Source organism: Candidatus Sphingomonas phytovorans (assembly GCA_029202385.1).
Classification (GTDB): Bacteria; Pseudomonadota; Alphaproteobacteria; order Sphingomonadales; family Sphingomonadaceae; genus Sphingomonas; species Sphingomonas phytovorans.
The window spans coordinates 2,312,182-2,328,204 of record CP119314.1; the positions used below are offsets into that span (position 1 = coordinate 2,312,182).

Annotated in this window: 14 protein-coding genes; 7 read left to right on the top strand and 7 right to left on the bottom strand. The window is 65.0% G+C overall.

All coding sequences use genetic code 11. The features are described from left to right. Nucleotides 1-90 precede the first annotated feature (90 nt). Complete coding sequence (locus P0Y59_10630; GenBank protein ID WEK02105.1) at nt 91-1,686, top strand: hypothetical protein; 1,596 nt, start codon at nt 91-93, stop codon at nt 1,684-1,686. A gap of 267 nt (nt 1,687-1,953) precedes the next feature. On the opposite strand, the gene P0Y59_10635 is transcribed toward P0Y59_10630, so the two are convergent. Continuing rightward, on the bottom strand, nt 1,954-2,832 hold the full coding sequence (locus P0Y59_10635; protein ID WEK02106.1) for a MipA/OmpV family protein: 879 nt from the start codon (nt 2,830-2,832) through the stop codon (nt 1,954-1,956). A gap of 136 nt (nt 2,833-2,968) precedes the next feature. Between P0Y59_10635 and P0Y59_10640 the strand changes: the two genes are divergently transcribed. The 3 genes from P0Y59_10640 (at nt 2,969) to P0Y59_10650 (ending at nt 7,794) form a co-directional block, all read left to right on the top strand. Beyond that, nucleotides 2,969-3,709 carry a response regulator gene (locus P0Y59_10640; GenBank protein ID WEK02107.1) on the top strand — a complete coding sequence of 247 codons (741 nt, stop codon included), beginning with the start codon at nt 2,969-2,971 and terminating at the stop codon, nt 3,707-3,709. Next, nucleotides 3,678-5,129: an ATP-binding protein gene (locus P0Y59_10645; GenBank protein ID WEK02108.1), complete on the top strand. Its 1,452-nt coding sequence runs from the start codon at nt 3,678-3,680 to the stop codon at nt 5,127-5,129. Before P0Y59_10640 ends, P0Y59_10645 begins: the two co-directional genes overlap by 32 nt. A gap of 274 nt (nt 5,130-5,403) precedes the next feature. After that, entirely contained in the window at nt 5,404-7,794 is a 2,391-nt protein-coding gene (locus tag P0Y59_10650; protein ID WEK02109.1) for a TonB-dependent receptor, read from the top strand. Nucleotides 7,795-7,890: 96 nt separating this feature from the next. On the opposite strand, the gene P0Y59_10655 is transcribed toward P0Y59_10650, so the two are convergent. The 5 genes from P0Y59_10655 to P0Y59_10675 all read right to left on the bottom strand — a co-directional run bounded on the left by P0Y59_10655 (nt 7,891) and on the right by P0Y59_10675 (nt 12,369). Beyond that, nucleotides 7,891-8,604 (bottom strand): MgtC/SapB family protein, encoded by a 714-nt coding sequence (locus P0Y59_10655; GenBank protein WEK02110.1) that lies wholly within the window; start codon nt 8,602-8,604, stop codon nt 7,891-7,893. Further along, complete coding sequence (locus P0Y59_10660; GenBank protein ID WEK02111.1) at nt 8,604-8,819, bottom strand: hypothetical protein; 216 nt, start codon at nt 8,817-8,819, stop codon at nt 8,604-8,606. Before P0Y59_10660 ends, P0Y59_10655 begins: the two co-directional genes overlap by 1 nt. A gap of 24 nt (nt 8,820-8,843) precedes the next feature. Next, nucleotides 8,844-10,241 carry a carbohydrate porin gene (locus P0Y59_10665; protein WEK02112.1) on the bottom strand — a complete coding sequence of 466 codons (1,398 nt, stop codon included), beginning with the start codon at nt 10,239-10,241 and terminating at the stop codon, nt 8,844-8,846. A 296-nt stretch (nt 10,242-10,537) separates the two neighbouring features. Beyond that, nucleotides 10,538-12,169: a divalent metal cation transporter gene (locus P0Y59_10670; protein ID WEK02113.1), complete on the bottom strand. Its 1,632-nt coding sequence runs from the start codon at nt 12,167-12,169 to the stop codon at nt 10,538-10,540. Continuing rightward, nucleotides 12,169-12,369 (bottom strand): hypothetical protein, encoded by a 201-nt coding sequence (locus P0Y59_10675; protein WEK02114.1) that lies wholly within the window; start codon nt 12,367-12,369, stop codon nt 12,169-12,171. The genes P0Y59_10670 and P0Y59_10675 overlap by 1 nt, the downstream gene beginning before the upstream one ends. Before the next feature lie 293 nt (nt 12,370-12,662). On the opposite strand from P0Y59_10675, the gene P0Y59_10680 reads away from it, so the two are divergent. Then, nucleotides 12,663-12,941, top strand: a complete 279-nt coding sequence (locus tag P0Y59_10680; protein ID WEK02115.1) for a metal/formaldehyde-sensitive transcriptional repressor — start codon at nt 12,663-12,665, stop codon at nt 12,939-12,941. 247 nt (nt 12,942-13,188) lie between these two features. Next, nucleotides 13,189-13,485, top strand: a complete 297-nt coding sequence (locus P0Y59_10685) for a TonB family protein (GenBank protein WEK02548.1) — start codon at nt 13,189-13,191, stop codon at nt 13,483-13,485. A 395-nt stretch (nt 13,486-13,880) separates the two neighbouring features. On the opposite strand, the gene P0Y59_10690 is transcribed toward P0Y59_10685, so the two are convergent. Further along, entirely contained in the window at nt 13,881-14,477 is a 597-nt protein-coding gene (locus P0Y59_10690; GenBank protein ID WEK02116.1) for a TetR/AcrR family transcriptional regulator, read from the bottom strand. Nucleotides 14,478-14,532: 55 nt separating this feature from the next. Here P0Y59_10690 and P0Y59_10695 point away from each other — a divergent pair, with 55 nt between their 5' ends. Beyond that, a complete protein-coding gene (locus tag P0Y59_10695) occupies nt 14,533-15,966 on the top strand; it encodes a carotenoid oxygenase family protein (GenBank protein WEK02117.1) in 1,434 nt (477 codons plus the stop codon). Nucleotides 15,967-16,023 lie beyond the last annotated feature (57 nt).

A 16,023-nucleotide genomic window follows, 5' to 3' on the forward strand; every position in this document is an offset into this window, starting at 1 on the left:
GGGATCGCTGCGTTGCAGGCCGGTGCCTGCCTTCGCCTCCACCGCGAATACCGCAATGAGCGCCGCGCATGGCGCGACAGGAGACGGACCATGACTTCACACCCGCATCGCGACGACCGCCGCCTTCCGATCGCCCTGCTTGCCGTCCCGCTGGCATTGGCCGGCGCGGGGCTCGCCGGTTGTCACGGTACGTCCACGCCCGGGCCGCAGGCGACCGTCGCCAATCCCTGCGGCGCGCTGGCACCGAACAAGACATCGACGCTGCCGATGAACCCGGGCCAGAACCAGACCGAGGTCGACTGCTCCGCCTGGCAGGCATTCATCGCGCTCAACTGGAAGGCCGATCCGAAGAAGAACGGCTTCCCCGATCCGGGCGCGGCGTGGGCCAGCTTCGGCACGCCGGGCGACACCAGCCCGACGGTATGGGAAAGCTATTACGAGGCGGCGGCGGTGTTCGGCAGCAACGCGCCGCTGAAGGGGACGTGGCAGGCGAAGCGTCCGGCGGTCAAGGTGCTGAGCCGCACATCGAAGCTCGGCGATCTCGACCTTTCCGACATCGTCCAGGCGGGCGGCGGCGACCATTGGCTGACCAACCAGCGCGGCGACGTGACCTATTACGAAGTGATGATGAACCAGGACGAGTTCGAGTTCATCACCAGCCAGAGCGGTTTCGACCTGACGACCGCCGCAGGGCAGCTCAAATGCGCGAGCCAGCCGGGCAAGGTGATCTCGGACGGGCCACCGCCACCGCCCAAGGGGCCGCTGCGCGGCGGTCTGAACTTCCCGGCTGGCTTCTCCAATGGCTGGGACGACACCGATTGCATCGGCAACAAGGCCTCCTATGGCCAGCAGGTCGGGGCGATGGAGATCAAGGCGTCGTGGACGCCGCTGCCGGCCGATCATTCGCTCGACTATCGCTACAAGACCGCGATCGCCGAAATCCGCGATCCGGCGAGCGGCAAGATGCGCCAGGTGACGGTCGGGCTGGCCGGACTGCACATCGCGCGCAAACGCTTCCCGCGCCTGCCCTGGGTATGGGCGACCTTCGAGCATATCGACAACACCCCCGACGAGGCAGCGGGCGGCGGCTTCTCGCCCCCTGCCCTGCCGGCCAATCCGAACCAGCGGCCGTCGCCGGGCTTCACCTTCTTCAATGCCAAGTGCACGCCGCAGAAGGACCCGGTCTATCAGTGCCGCCACAATGTCCCGCCGATCCCGTGCGGCAAGGGCGGCGTCTGCATGCCGTACAAGGCGCCGATGCAGATCACCCGGATCAACCCGGTCGGCGAACCCGCGAACAGCGTGACCGCCTATGTCTGGAGCCTGTTGCCGGCGAAATCGGTGTTCAACTATTACCGGCTGGTCAATGTCCAATGGCCCCAGGCGAATATCGGCACGCCGCCGGGACCACGATTGCGGGTGCCGCTGACGATGGGCAATCCGACGCCGAAGGGCGCCGCCGGCGGGCCGGGGCAGATCGTCGCCAACACGACGGCCGAATCCTTCCAGCAAAAGGCAAACAGCTGCATGGACTGCCATGTCTTCGCATCGATCGCGTCGCCGAGCCTGTTGCAGGCGACCGCTCCCGGCGCGCTGCGCAAGGTGACGAAAACGACCGGGCCGGAGGGGCTGGCGCCCTATGCCTCCGACTATTCCTTCATCTTCCTGGCCGAGACCAAGCGATAGGATGCTCGCCCGGGCTGGCCTGTATCGCCAGCCCGGGCAGCCGTCCGAAGAGATGCGGGAGAGGTGGATGCATGAGATATGCCGGGGCAGCTGTCATAGTCGTCATCCTGGTCGCCTTGGCAGTCCTTAGCCGGCTTGCCGTTTCCGACTATCTGACAGCCGACAAATGCCTGGATGCAGGCGGCGCGTGGGATAGCGCGCAGTCGCGTTGCATTGCGCCGACCCACCATAACGAACGCTAGCCGGGCCGATCCGAATGTCGATCCGCTAGAAACGATAAGCCAGGAACGCGCCGCCCAGCCACTGGTCGGGGGAACCGCGCCGGCTGACCACCGGGGCAAGCTTCGCGTCGTTGAGCAGGCGGGTGTAGCCGGCGGTCGCGGCGAGCAGCCAGTGATCGTTCAGGCGATAGGACAGGCCGAGCGAGGCGCCCGCATCCTTGATTCCCTTGCCCGCGTCGAAGACCGGGAGGCCGCTTCGCGCCGACTGGGCCGGCGTGACGCTGAAATAAGTTTGCATGTAGTGGCGATCGACCCAGCTCGTCGTGCCCCGCGCGGACAGGCTCAGCCGGTCGGCGAGGTCGACATCCACACCCGCCTCGCCCTGCACGACGACACCGTCATGCGCGCCGGCGACGTCCTTCGCCACGGAGAGCTGGAGCCAGCCCCGACCGAGCTCGAACCGGGCGGCACCGCCAAGCTCCACCGCTGCACCGACATTGCCGAGCCCCTTCAGCGCGATGTTGCGGTCCTCCGAGCGGTCGCGGCGATAGCGCGCGATCGGGCCGAGCTTGATCCGCATGTCCTCGGTCGGCGCGAGGCGGAGGACGTTCACGCCGATCTCCGGCCCGCGGATATAGACGATGTCCTTGTAGCTGACCGACAGGAACGGAAAGGGCAGTACCTGATAATCGTCCGACCCTTCATAGTCGGGCGTGTAGATCGCGCCCGCGCCGACCGTGATGTTCCAGTCCCGGTCGTCCTGGTCCCGGTCGCCGCGCGGCGGTTCCTGGGCATTCGCGTTCGACGTCAGCAGGATGAGCGCGCCGGTGGCGAGCGCGCTCGATGCGACGATGAAGAAGAACCGCTTCAGGTCGGACTGGCCCGAAGGCCTGGCCTTCCGGGTGGATACGAAATGGTGTTTCATGATGGCTCCCAGCGCTTCCCCGTTGCGGTGCCGGGTCTAGGGTGGGTCTGGGCGTTTTCGATAACCGGGCGGTGTCGGTTTGTTTCAATATGTGTCGGGTGCAGACTCGCCCTGGCGGCGTGGCTACATCCGGATCATGTCAACCGCACGGATCCCGCATATTCTCGTGGTCGATGACGACCGGCAGATCCGCACCATGCTGGCGCGCTACCTTGGCGACCATGGCCTGAGGGTCACGATGGCCGAGGACGGCCGGCACGTGATGGCGCTTCACGACGGCCATCGCTTCGATGTCATCATCCTCGACGTGATGATGCCCGGCGACGACGGCTTCACGCTCTGCCAGCGGCTGCGCGCGCGCAGCACCGTGCCGATCATCCTGCTCACCGCGCGCGACACCGAGACCGACCGGGTGGTCGGCCTCGAGCTTGGCGCCGACGATTATGTCGCCAAGCCATTCAACCCGCGCGAGCTGCTCGCCCGGGTGCGCGCGACCATCCGGCGATCGGCGATGGCGAGCGAGAAGGCAGCGACGTCGCTGCCCAGCCTGTATCGCTTCGCCGGCTGGACGCTCGACGTGACCAAGCGGACGCTCGTCTCGCCCAGGGGCACGCGGCTCGACCTGACGACCGGGGAGTTCGACCTGCTCGCGGCGCTGGTGCAGCACCCCCAGCAGGTGCTGAGCCGGGACCAGCTGCTCGACCTGGTCCATGGGCGCAGCAGCCTCAACATCGACCGGAGCATCGACGTCCAGATCAGCCGGCTGCGCCGCAAGATCGAGGACGACCCGCAGGAGCCCATGCTCATCAGGACGGTGCGCAACGGCGGCTATCTGTTCACCGCCGATGTCGGCCACGGGCATTCCCATGGCGGCTGACCGGCACTGGTCGCTCAACCGGCTCAGGCTAGCCCCGCGGATCGGGCTGGCGATCCTGCTGACCATCTCCGCCGCCTATCTGCTCAACCAGGCGCTGCGCGCGATGATCCCGCCGCCGCCCTTTCTGGTGGTGCAGCGGAGCTGGCTGATCGACGCTGTGGCGGATGCCGCGCGCCGGGCCCCGGCACTGTCCGACGCGACGGGCGGGGACAGGTCGTTGCAACTTCCGGCGTCACGCTATTTGGAGTTCACGATCGGGCGGGAGGCCCCGGGACCCGACACGGACGACGGCGCGCTGATCGGCGATGTCCTGCGCCGGTCCATCGCGGAGGCGCTTCACTATCCAGCCGACCGGGTGAAGGTCGCGATGGAACCCTATGACCAGAATAATCTGGAACGCACGGTCCGGACGGCCGTGGTCATCATCCCGGAACTGCCGGCGCTACTGACCGCCGAGACGCTGGCCAGCAACAAGAGCAGCGTGCTCGGCGATTTCGAGATATCGGTGCGGCTGGACAAGGGTGGCTGGCTGACCGTCACGCCGCGCAACCTCTCCGGTCCCGGGTGGCATTATGCCCGCTATCTGTTCGGCATCGCCGGATACCTGCTGATCATCATCGTCTTCTCGGTGTGGATGGCGCGCAGCATCGTCGCGCCGCTCAGCCGGCTCGCCGCGGCGGCGGAGCAGCTTGGACGCAACCGCGAGCCGACGCTGATCACCGGCATGCGGCTGCCCGAATATGTCGCGATCTCGGAGACGTTCAACACGATGCAGTTGCGCCTGAAGCGCTTCATCGACGAGCGCATGGCGATGCTGGCCGCGATCTCGCACGACCTGCGCACGCCGCTGACCCGGTTGCGGCTGATGGCCGAATATGTCGGCGATTCAGCGCAGCGCGAGCAATTGCTGCTCAACGTGGCCGAGATGGAGACGATGGTGGTCGACGCGCTCGCCTTCATGGGCGCCGAAGCGCGGCGGGAGCCGATCGAGACGGTCGATGTTGCCGCGCTGCTGATCAGCCTGACCGACGATTATGGCGATGCCGGCGAACGGGTGACCTATTGCGGGCCCGACCATGCCGACCTGCCCTGCCGCCCGGTCGCGCTGAAGCGCGCCTTCTCCAACCTGATCGCCAACGGGTGCAAATATGGCGGCGCGGTCGAGGTCTCCCTGCGAGTCACGCCGGACTCGATCAGGGTCGACATCCATGACGACGGCGCCGGCATCCCGCGCGACCAGGCGGCGCGTGCGTTCGAGCCGTTCGAACGGATCGAGACATCCCGAAGCCGCGAGACCGGCGGATCGGGCCTGGGCCTCGCGATCAGCCGCGACATCGTGCGCAGCCATAGCGGCGAGATCGGTTTCGACTGGCCGGACAATGGCTTCACCGTGTGGGTGTCGTTGCCGCGCCCCGATTGAACAGCGGGACCATTTCCCGCCAGCCCGATCCTTACGCCCCCAGATCATATTCCGACGAGCAACGTTTTGTCACAATAGGTACATGAAACCATCCTACCGGCGCTGCAGCGCAAGCGTGTCATAAACATAATACCAACCGTGCACCTGAAAAATCGCTCGTCCCGTCCTTGCGGGAGTGAGGGGTTGTGCCTGCGCGCCATTTTCAATCGGGGGAATCTACTTCATGCGCTCCACATTCACTGGCCGTTCGTTCGTCAAGAACGGCGGATACTTGATGCTGTCTGCCAGCCTTCTGGCTCTTGCATCGGTGGCACAGGCGGAAACGCCGGCCCGCGCCGATGCCGATACCCCCGTTGCGAGCACGGCGGAGGACGCCGAGGCGCCGCAGGACATCACCGTTGTCGCGCGCAAGAAATCCGAAAATGCGCAGCAGGTGCCGATCCCCATCACCGTGATCGGCGCGGCCGAACTGACCCGGCAGAACCTGGTCAACTTCACCAATTTCCAGGTCAAGTTTCCGTCCTTCTCGGTCTATCTGACCAACCCGAAGCAGCTCAACCTCGGCATCCGCGGCATCGGCAACAACGGCTTCAACACCGACGGCATCGACGGATCGGTCGGCATCTTCGTCGACGGCGTGTACACCGGCCGCCAGGGCATGGTGTCGAGCGACTTCAACGATATTGCCGATGTCGAGCTGCTGCGCGGACCGCAGGGCACGCTGTTCGGCAAGAACACCACGGCGGGCGCCGTGATCATCAACACGCTGAAGCCGAGCTTCGACCTCGGCGCCACGGCCGAGGCAAGCGTCGGCAATTTCGGTTTCCATGAATTCAAGGCGAGCGTCACCGGCCCGCTGATCGCCGACAAGCTCGCGATTCGCCTCTCCGGCTTCTACAGCGACCGCGACGGCACCTATCACAACATCTTCAACGGCAAGGACCAGAATGCCCGCCAGGGCTGGGGCATTCGCGGACAGTTGCTCGCGACGCCGACCGACAACCTCACCATCCGCCTGATCGGCACGCATGGACGGCAGAGCTTCCCGACCATCTCCCCGGTGATCCTGTCGGTCTATAACCCCGCCGCGCTGCAGGCGCGCATGGCGGCGGCCGGCTACACACTGCTCACCAGCAACGCCAAGGACCGGCTGATCAACATCGACAGTCCGCTCAACGCGCAGACCAAGCTCGATTCAGCCAGCGGCCAGATCGACCTGGGCCTGGGCAAGCTGGGCGACCTGACCTCGATCACCGCCTATGAGGCATGGTCCTGCTTCACCAACAACGACAACGACTATACCCAGCTCGACGCGCTGGCCGATTACGGATCGTGCAACAAGGAGCATCAGTTCTCGCAGGAACTGCGCTGGGCGAGCCCGAAGGACCAGCCGATCGAGGTAACGGTCGGCGGCTTCCTCAGCCGCCAGCGGCTTCAGGTGGATTCGCGCGTCCGCTTCGGCACGCAATATCACATCTGGGCGGCCAACCCCTCCGCCACGCAGTTCCCGACGATCGGCGGCAAGACCTGGGCGCAGGGTGCCTATGCCTCGAAGCTGACCGGTGCCGGCTTCCGTAGCCAGGCGGTGTTCCATACCGACACCGATGCGCTGTTCGGCAACGTCACCTGGCATCCCGACGCGGCGCGCCGCCTCGCCATCGATATCGGCCTTCGCCAGACCTGGGAGCGCCGCTCGCAGCTGTATGACGGCGTCGTCGCCTCGAACCCCGGCGGCCTGACCACCGCGCAGCTCAACGCCCTGTCGCCGAGCGGCGCGAACGCCCAGCTCGGCCATGTCGACACCAGCCTGAAGGACAGCTCGCTGTCAGGCGAAGTCGGCATCAACTACAAGGTCACGTCCGACTTCTTCGTCTACGGCAAATATGCGCGCGGCAACAAATCCGCGGGCTTCAACCTGCTGCCGTACAACTCGACCAACCCGGATTCGGGCGTCGCCTCGGCCATCGCGCTTGGCGCGGCGCAGACCGTGAAAGGCGAAACCGCGGACAATTTCGAGATCGGTTTCAAGAGCGAGTTCTTCGACCGCAAGGTCCTGCTGAACGTCACGGCCTTCCACACCAAGGTGCGCGACTATCAGGCGAACCAGGCAGTGGGCGTTGGCAATACGGCGCTCAAGTTCCTGGCGAATGTCGGCTCGCTGACGTCGAAGGGAGTCGAGATCGAAGCCCAGACCTGGCTGTTCCCCGGTTTCCATACCAAGGGTTTCATCGCCTATGACAAGGCGACCTATTCGTCCTTCCACAATTCGGTCTGCCCGGGCCAGTCGACCGCGCTGACCTGCGACCTGACCGGCCGCCAGGTGGCATGGGCACCCGAATGGACCGCCGACCTCACGGCGGACTATACCCAGCGCGTCACCGACGACGTGAAGCTCTATGGCCTGGTCGACGTCAACTGGCGCTCGAAGCAGAACACCACGATCACGCTGGATCCGGCGGCCGAGATCAAGGGCTATGCCCTGGCCAGCGTTCGTGTCGGCACATTGCTGATGAACGACCGGCTCGATCTGCAGGTCTGGGTCGAGAACCTGTTCGACAAGGCGTATTACATCAACCTGCTCGGCTACACGAAGTCGACCGGCATCATCCAGGGCTATCCGGGCAACCCCCGCACCTTCGGCCTTACCGCCCGGGTGAAGCTGTAAGCACAGGCATGGAAGGAGCGGCGCAGTATCGCTCGCTCCTTCCAGCCGCCATGGCGACGGCGCAGGACGCCTTCAATCGCCCCGCGACAATCGCGATCACAAGGTAGGGCTGACCGTCCAGGTCGCTGCCTCGATCCCCGGCGACGCCGCCAGTTCAGCACAAACCCTGTCCAGCACGTCGCTGTCGGCCGTGGTCGGGATCAGCGTGGCGGCAAGCTCGACACTGTCTTCATTGTCGGTCAGCACGTCGATCGACTGGATCGGGTAGTGGAGATGCTCGAGCTTGTCGGCGAGGAGATCGCGCGCGTCAGTCACCTTGTCGGCAGCGCATACGACATGCACCCGGTAAAAGGCCTCGGTAGTCGCCGCGTTGATCGGCTGGCGGTTGATGAAGTTGACCAGGGGCCGCAGCATGGTGTTTCCCGCCAGCACGACGATCGTCACGGCCGCGGCTTCAGCGATCAGGCCCGAGCCGCAGAATGCGCCGACCGCAGCCGACGACCACAGGGTCGCCGCCGTGTTGAGCCCCCGTACCTGAGCGCCTTCTTTCATGATCACGCCGGCGCCGAGGAAACCGATCCCGGAAACGACATAGGCGATGATCCGCGTCTCCCCCTCTCCCCCGAACAACCGCCCCCCGAGATGGACGAACGCGGCCGCACCGACGGCGACCAGCACCATCGTGCGCAGACCGGCATTGCGCTGCCTGATCTGCCGTTCGAAGCCGATCAGGCCACCGAACAGGAAAGCGGCGGCAAGTTTGGCGAGGATGATCAGAAAATCATGGCCCGTCGTCGTGAGTTCGCTCATCACCATCTTCCCTCCCAATAGCGCCACGAATTGAATCCGGCGCGCGACAGCCTCCCCGACAGGCGCATCGCCAGGATCATCGGGCGATGCCGTTTGCCGCCGAAGCGGAGCAACAACCGGGCCGCCCCAAGAACGAGGCCGGCGACGAACAGCCAGACACCGGCGGGCAACATCGGCTCCCACCACGCCGCTGCGTGACGACGCGGCCGCAACATCGACCCGACACCTAGACCCCACACCTAGAATTGCCCGTGCACGCGTAGCCCGAGGACATGGATCGGCCCCCGATCCCGGTTATAGCCGGGATTGCCGACGAGCTGATAGTCCAGCGTCACCGTCACCGGCTTGAGCGGTTTCCAGCTATAATAAAGCTCGCCGATCGCTTCGGCGCCTGGGTGCGGCAAGCGGCCGTCCCCGACCAGCACGCCGATGCCGCCGGCATCAAGATAGCGCTGGTGGACAGCCGAGATGCCGTTGACGACCGCCGCGATCCCGATCGTGTCTCCGGTCCGGCCCCAGCCCTTGCCGTCGATCGCGGCACCGGCCGACGCAGTCCGGTCGATATCGGTGAAATCATAGGGTTCCACCCCGCCATCGGCCACGCCGGCGCGCGCGAACAGGCCGATGCTGTCGGTGACTGCCTGTTCGACATTCACGCTGGCGCCCAGGCGCGTGCGCCGGCCGCGCACCAGCGCGGTATCCGGGATCGTACCGGTCGCCGCGGCCAGCGCCAGGGCATCGTCGAACCGGCCGAACTGCCCGCGATTGCGGAAGAGAGTGACCCGCACCGCACCATCGCGACCGGCGATCCGGTGGCGATGCTCCACCTCGGCATCGATCTGATACTGGCCGAACCCGGTCTCAAGCGTTTCGCCATTGGGGATCTTGGAGAGGTTGAAGGCGCCGAGCCGCAACGTCCACGCACCCTGATACCATTCGGCCGCGATGCCGGTTGAATAGCCCCAGGCGTCGGCGGCATAATCGAAGGTGCCGGTATCGACGAGCGACCAGTTGAGGAAATCGCCGCGCGGATCATGCGCGTAGCGGTTGGTGTCGAAGATATCGCCGACGCCGAATTTTCCGGCGGTGATCACCAGCCGGTTGGCCGTCCGCGTTCCGCCGAGCTGGTTCTGCGTTGCCTCGACCGTCTCGACCGAACCGCCGAGATCGACCGTCTGGCGGAAAAAGGCGCGCTGGAGCCGGAAATAGGGTGCCTTGCGGCCGACCTTATAGGCTTCGGCGCTGGGGAACCCCGCGACGCCGAGCGTATCCGACAGGCCGAAGCCCTGGTCGATCTCCGGGTTCACCCAGATCTCAGCCCCCTTCCACGGCCGCACGCCGACGAAGAGTGTGACGTCGATCGTTTCCCGCGCCTGGTTCGGCGTGAGGCTGTTGGTGCCCGAATAGGGCGAGGCGAAACCGGGCGTTCCCTGCAGCGTGAAAGTCGCCTGGCCGTGGATCGCGACATCTTGCGTCGCGTCGCGCGAAGGATCGGTCGCCTGCGCGATCGCGGGTGACGCGGCGAGGCCGGCAAGGAGCGTGATGGCGACCCGCCCGTGCGTCAGGGCTCGAACGCAGCGCGGCACAGCGGCGTCGATCCTGATGCCGACATCCGGCCGAATGAAGAATTTGGTCATGACTGACTCCAGAAGGCTATTCGTTACGTGCCGATGACGGCACCTGATCTGGTGGAGACGAATGTTGCGGAAACGCCTGGCGCGGGACTTCACCTCAGCCAGTGCGCCGTCAGGATCAGCGCCATGATCAACAAAGCGAGACCCAATCCGAACAGGATGTTGAGACGATAGGCCCGGCGGCGCCGGCACCGGCGGCTTGACGGCCGATTATTCCGGACGGCTTGCCGCCGGCCGCGGCGACGCATGTCGAGATCGCGCCTCGATGACATAGCCATAATTTCCCCGCCCCGGTCGCATCACTGATGCCGAGAGAGGGCAAGATGGACGATGCGGAACAGCACGAGGCCGCCAGCGACGACCAGGTAGAGCCGCAACACGCCCATCCACAGCCGCTCGCGCGTACCAAGCCGGGGTGGCGCCAGGAGAGAAAGCGCCGGCATCCGCCAGTCCGCCCGGCCGGTCCGGTCGATCACCTGACGCCGCCCGCGCTTCATCATCGTCAGCGCGAGCCAGATCGCGAGCGACACTGCCGAGCCTCCACCCAGGATGGTGAGGATGACTGACGCCCCCATGGCAGGGAACAGGACCGAGACGGTCAGGATCACCGACAGCATCACCAGCACCGCAATGACAGCCCCGGTGAAGAGGTTGAGCCACGGCCCGTTGCGCCAGGGACCAAGCACCGCCTCGTCATTGCAGAGCAGCAGCAGGAAGACCGTCGCGCTGGGCAGCAGCACGCCCGCCAGCGTCTGGACCGCATTGGTGAGAAGCCCCAGCGGCGTGCCCGGGACCAGCACGAGGACTGCCGCAATCGCGATCAGCCCCGCGAAGACAAGATAGAAACCGATCGCCTGGGCCGGGCTGCGATGCAGCGAATGGTTGATCTCGAAGACATCGCCGATCGCATAGGCGGTGCTGAGCGAGACAGCCGCGGCGCCGATGATCGAGGCATCGATCAGCGCGATGGCAAAGAGCTTGCCCATCAGCGGACCGGCATGCGCTTCAAGGCCGTGGGCGACGGCGGCGGCATCCGTGAAGTTGCCAGCCTGGGCAGTGCCCTGGAAGGCCGCGGCGGAGAAGGCCATCATCGCAACGCCACCAATGATGACGAGGACGATACCGATCCATAGATCGACCTTTTCATAGGTGATGAAACGCGGGCCGATCCGCTTGTCGACGACATAGCTCTGCTGGAAGAACAGCTGCCAAGGCGCGACCGTCGTGCCGACAATGGCGATGATCAGCAACATCACATCCGCGAGATTGCCGCCCTTCGGCATGCCCGGAATGAAGAAATCGCGCGCGATCTGGCCGGCTGGCGGATGCACCTGAAGCGCAATCGGCACGAGCAGCAGACTGCCGAGCACCAGCACCATCATGAAGCGTTCGAACCTGCGGAAACTGCCCGTGCTTGCAGCAGCGATCACCATGACGGCTGCGGCGATCACGCCCCAGACCCTGGGCAGGCCGAGATAGTCGAGCCCAAGCGCCACGCCGATGAATTCGGTGACGATGGTGAGCGCATTGAGGAGGAAGAGATCGATGACGCTGAAGGCGCCCCAGAAGCGCCCGAAACGCTCGAAGATCAGCCGGGCATGGCCGACGCCAGTGACCGCGCCCAGGCGGAGCACCATCTCCTGGTTGACGAACAGCACCGGCACCAGCAGCAGCAATGTCCACAACAGGCCGGTGCCGTAATTCTGGCCGGCCTGCGTATAGGTGCCGAACGCACCGGCATCATTGTCCCCCACCATGACGATGAGCCCGGGGCCGACGATGGCGAGCAGCGTCATCAGACGCCGCCGCCAAGGCGCCCCGGCGACGGCACCGCTGGCCGCGATCGTGCCGAAGGCGCCCAGGATATCGCCGACATGCGCGTCGTCGAGCTGCGCGCGCGGTGACGACGCGATACGTGCTTGGAGATTCATCACACCGACTCCCGCACCAGCATCGACCGGCGCTCGGGCGACGACACGCCGGCGGCGCGGCGGCGATCGTCCCAGAGGCAGCGCAGCGATCCGTCCGCCGCGCGGACCCAGCGCGCGATCGGCCGCTTGCGGGCAATGGGCGCCACCGCCCGACTATCATGATTGTTGAGGCGCACGAGGCGCAGTAGCAGGTGGGTCATGGCGACCTCCTTTCCTTCCGGGTTCATCAAGATCGAGCCCGGAAGAGGTCGCGCCGGATCAGCGGTATCGCTGCTCCCGACGAAGCCATCCGGACCCGCGCAATCCACCGATCGTCGACAAAGCCGCTACGCGACTGTCGCTCTCGCTGGACAAGGGGCTAGATCGGGTCTTCATCATCGTCCTGTCTTAGCTTCTGCAAAGCGGTTGCCATGCAGACCGAGCCGCGCTTGGCGACTCGATGGACACGCCCTATACCTACCGGGGGTATAGTATCAAGAGGAGAATTCTGGCCGTGAGCCATGTCGAAAAGGAAAAGAAGAAGCTGCTCAACCGCCTCAAACGGCTGAAGGGCCAGATCGAGGCGATCGAGCGCGCGATCGAGGAGGATCGCGAGTGCGCGCGCGTGCTTCAACAAGCGACGGCCTGCCGCGGCGCGCTCGACGGATTCATCGGCGAGGTGATCGAGGATCATATCCGGGAGCACATGCTCGACCCCGCCGCACCGCAGGGCGACCCGCGGACACAAGCAGCCGAGGAACTCATAGAGATCGTCCATGCCTATATCACCTGATCCGGCTTTCGCGCCGAGATCAGGCATGGGGCATGAGGCACGATCAACCGCTTGCCTGGGTCCGAGATAGCCGCGTCGTTCGGCGCCCCAGAGGTGAAAATCTGACACTTGGCACTTGAGCAGATATAGCCGCTAGCGGCTCAATGGCGGAGGTTGCCGCCGAAGATTCCTGTCCCTAGAACCGGTCATCTGAGCGACCCGGAGACGGATAATGTATCGACCAAGGATATTCTGGGTAGTGCCGTTCATGGTCGCCGCGCCAGCCATGGCTCAACTCGTATCTGTAGAGATAAGCTATCCGCCTGCTGAACTCAAAGCTGGTATTCAAGGTGTCACAGGCTTCGAAGTCGATCTCGCAAAGAACGGCAAAGTGATCAGATGCAGGATAACGCAAACGAGTGGAAACGCCAATCTCGACAAACAGACTTGCATTCAGCTTCGAGAAACCGGAGTGTTTAAACCGGGTGTGGATGCAACAGGTCAGCCGATCAAATCAACTTACGAGAGCAAATTGCATTGGACCATTCCGCGCCCAACTCCGTAGGACAACCTCACACCCAGCGCGATAGATCTGTAGGCCATTGTTGAACCGGCGTGGCGACTATAGACGAGGTCTCGGCCGAAAGTCGACCATCGCAAATCCACCCATTCATTGCCGTTCCCGACCAGACCCTATTTGGCACCAAGCACGAGGTTTTGGATCACCACCAGAACCGGCCGGCCCGCGGCACGAGAGCAGGATTCGCGCAGAGACGTGGAGGACGCTGAGAAAGTGCGGCCAGCGGCACGGGTGGTTCGCGACGACAAATATGTCCACACGCGGGAGGCTTACCAGCGCAGGATGATCGAGGTGCGAAATGACCTCCGCGTTGCCTGCACCCTCTGCGCGAACCCGCCTCTTCGCCGCAACCGCACCAATAACGTGAAGGTCGACCCGACCTATTTGGGGTGAAGTGTCCGCACGTCGATCACCCGGTCGATCAGCGAATCGTCGACCGGAATCTGGCCGTCGAGCATCAGCATCGACAGCCCATGGACGAGCGCCCAGGCCTGAAGCGCGATGACCTGCGCGTCGCCGCCCTTCCCCTCGGCCACCATCGCCGCATTGGCGCGCAGGAAGGCCATCGCATCGTCCTCGTCCCGTTTCTCGTCTTCGTGCAGCGAATGCGGGGACGACTCGGGATTGGCGAAGATCAGGCGGAACAGCCCGGGATTGGCGAGCGCGAAGCGGACATAGGCGGCACCCGAGGCGTTGAATCCCGCGACGCCGCCGCCTGCCGCGTCGAAGACGGCGTGCTGCGCCTCAGCCAGCCGGGCAAGCCCCTCCCCTGCCAGCGCCGCCATCAGCGCCCCCTTGTCCGGGAAATGACGATAGACCGCTGTCGCGCTCACCCCGACGGCGCGCGCAACCTCGCGCAGCGACAGATCGTCGGCGGTGCGCGCCTCCAATAATCTGAGCCCGGCCTCGACCAGCGCCGAGCGCAGGTCGCCGTGATGATAGGCCTTTTTCGGCAGGTCGGATTTGGATGTTGACACTGTTACCTTCGAGCCATAATGTGAACACCGTAAACTTTGAGGCGTGGAGGCCATAATGGCAAGCATCATCGAAACCGCAATCCGCAGCACGGTGACCAAGGGCATCGGCGTGGTCGCCGAGTTCAACCGCAAGCGGATGGACGTGGCGACCGACCATCCCTTCCTGACCGGCATCCACGAGCCGATGCGCGAGGAACTGACGCTTGAGGACCTGCCCGTCACCGGCACGATCCCCGCCGCGCTCGACGGCCGCTATCTTCGGATCGGCCCGAACCCGATCAATCCGGATCCCGCCGGCCATCACTGGTTCACCGGCGACGGCATGGTCCACGGCATCGCGGTCAAGGACGGCAAGGCGCTGTGGTATCGCAACCGCTGGATCCGGTCGAAAAAGGCCGCCGCCGCCATGGGCGTGCCCGCCGCGCCGGGGCCGCGCCACGGCGTGTCGGACAATGTGAACACCAATGTGCTGGGCATTGCCGGGCGCACCTTCGCGCTGGTCGAGGCGGGCAGCTATCCGGTCGAGCTGTCGGACACGCTCGAGGAGCAGACCTTCAACCCGTTCGACGACACGCTGGCGGGCAGCTTTACCGCGCATCCGCATCTCGACCCGCTGACCGGGGAGCAGCACGCGATCGCCTATGACGCGACCAGTCCGGAAGTCGTGCGCCATGTGGTCATCTCGCCCGAGGGCAAGGTGATCCGCGAGGAGCCGATCGCCGTGAAGCACGGACCGTCGATCCACGACTGCGCGATCACGGCACGCTATGCGCTGGTGCTCGACCTGCCAGTGACCTTTTCGATGAAGGCGCTGATCGGCGGCCACACATTCCCCTATCGGTGGAACCCGGAGCATCAGGCGCGGATCGGGCTGCTGCCGAGGACCGCCAGCGGCGACGAGACGATCTGGGTGGATGTCGACCCCTGCTACATCTTCCATGTCGCCAATGCGTTCGACACCGCGGCCGGCAAGGTGATCCTCGACGCGGTGGTTTATGACACGATGTTCGCGGACAGCGCCGTCGGGCCGGACGCAACGTCGCGCGGGCTTGAACGCTGGACGATCGACCCGGTGACGAAGACCGTCGAGCGCCGCACGATCGATTCGACGCCGCAGGAATTCCCGCGCCCGGACGAGCGGCGCTTCGGCCAGTCCTATCGTTATGCCTGGACGATGGGACTGCCGAACAAGGACCAGGCATTCATCGGCGAGACCTTCATCCTCAAGCACGATCTGGAGACGGGCGCGCGCGAAGTGCATGAGTTCGGCGAAGGCCGCTATCCGGGCGAATTCGTGTTCGTACCCTCCTCCCCCGAAGCGGCCGAAGGCGATGGGTGGCTGATCGGGCTGGTCGTCGACCTGCCGAACGAGACGACGGATCTCGTCATCATCGACGCACAGGCCTTTGCCGACGCACCGGTTGCGAGCATCCGTATCCCGCACCGAGTCCCACCCGGGTTCCATGGAAACTGGGTGGCCGCAGCCTAGCTCCACCTCCCCGGGGAACCGGGGAGGAATGCCCTCAAAGTTTTCCTTGATTGCGGG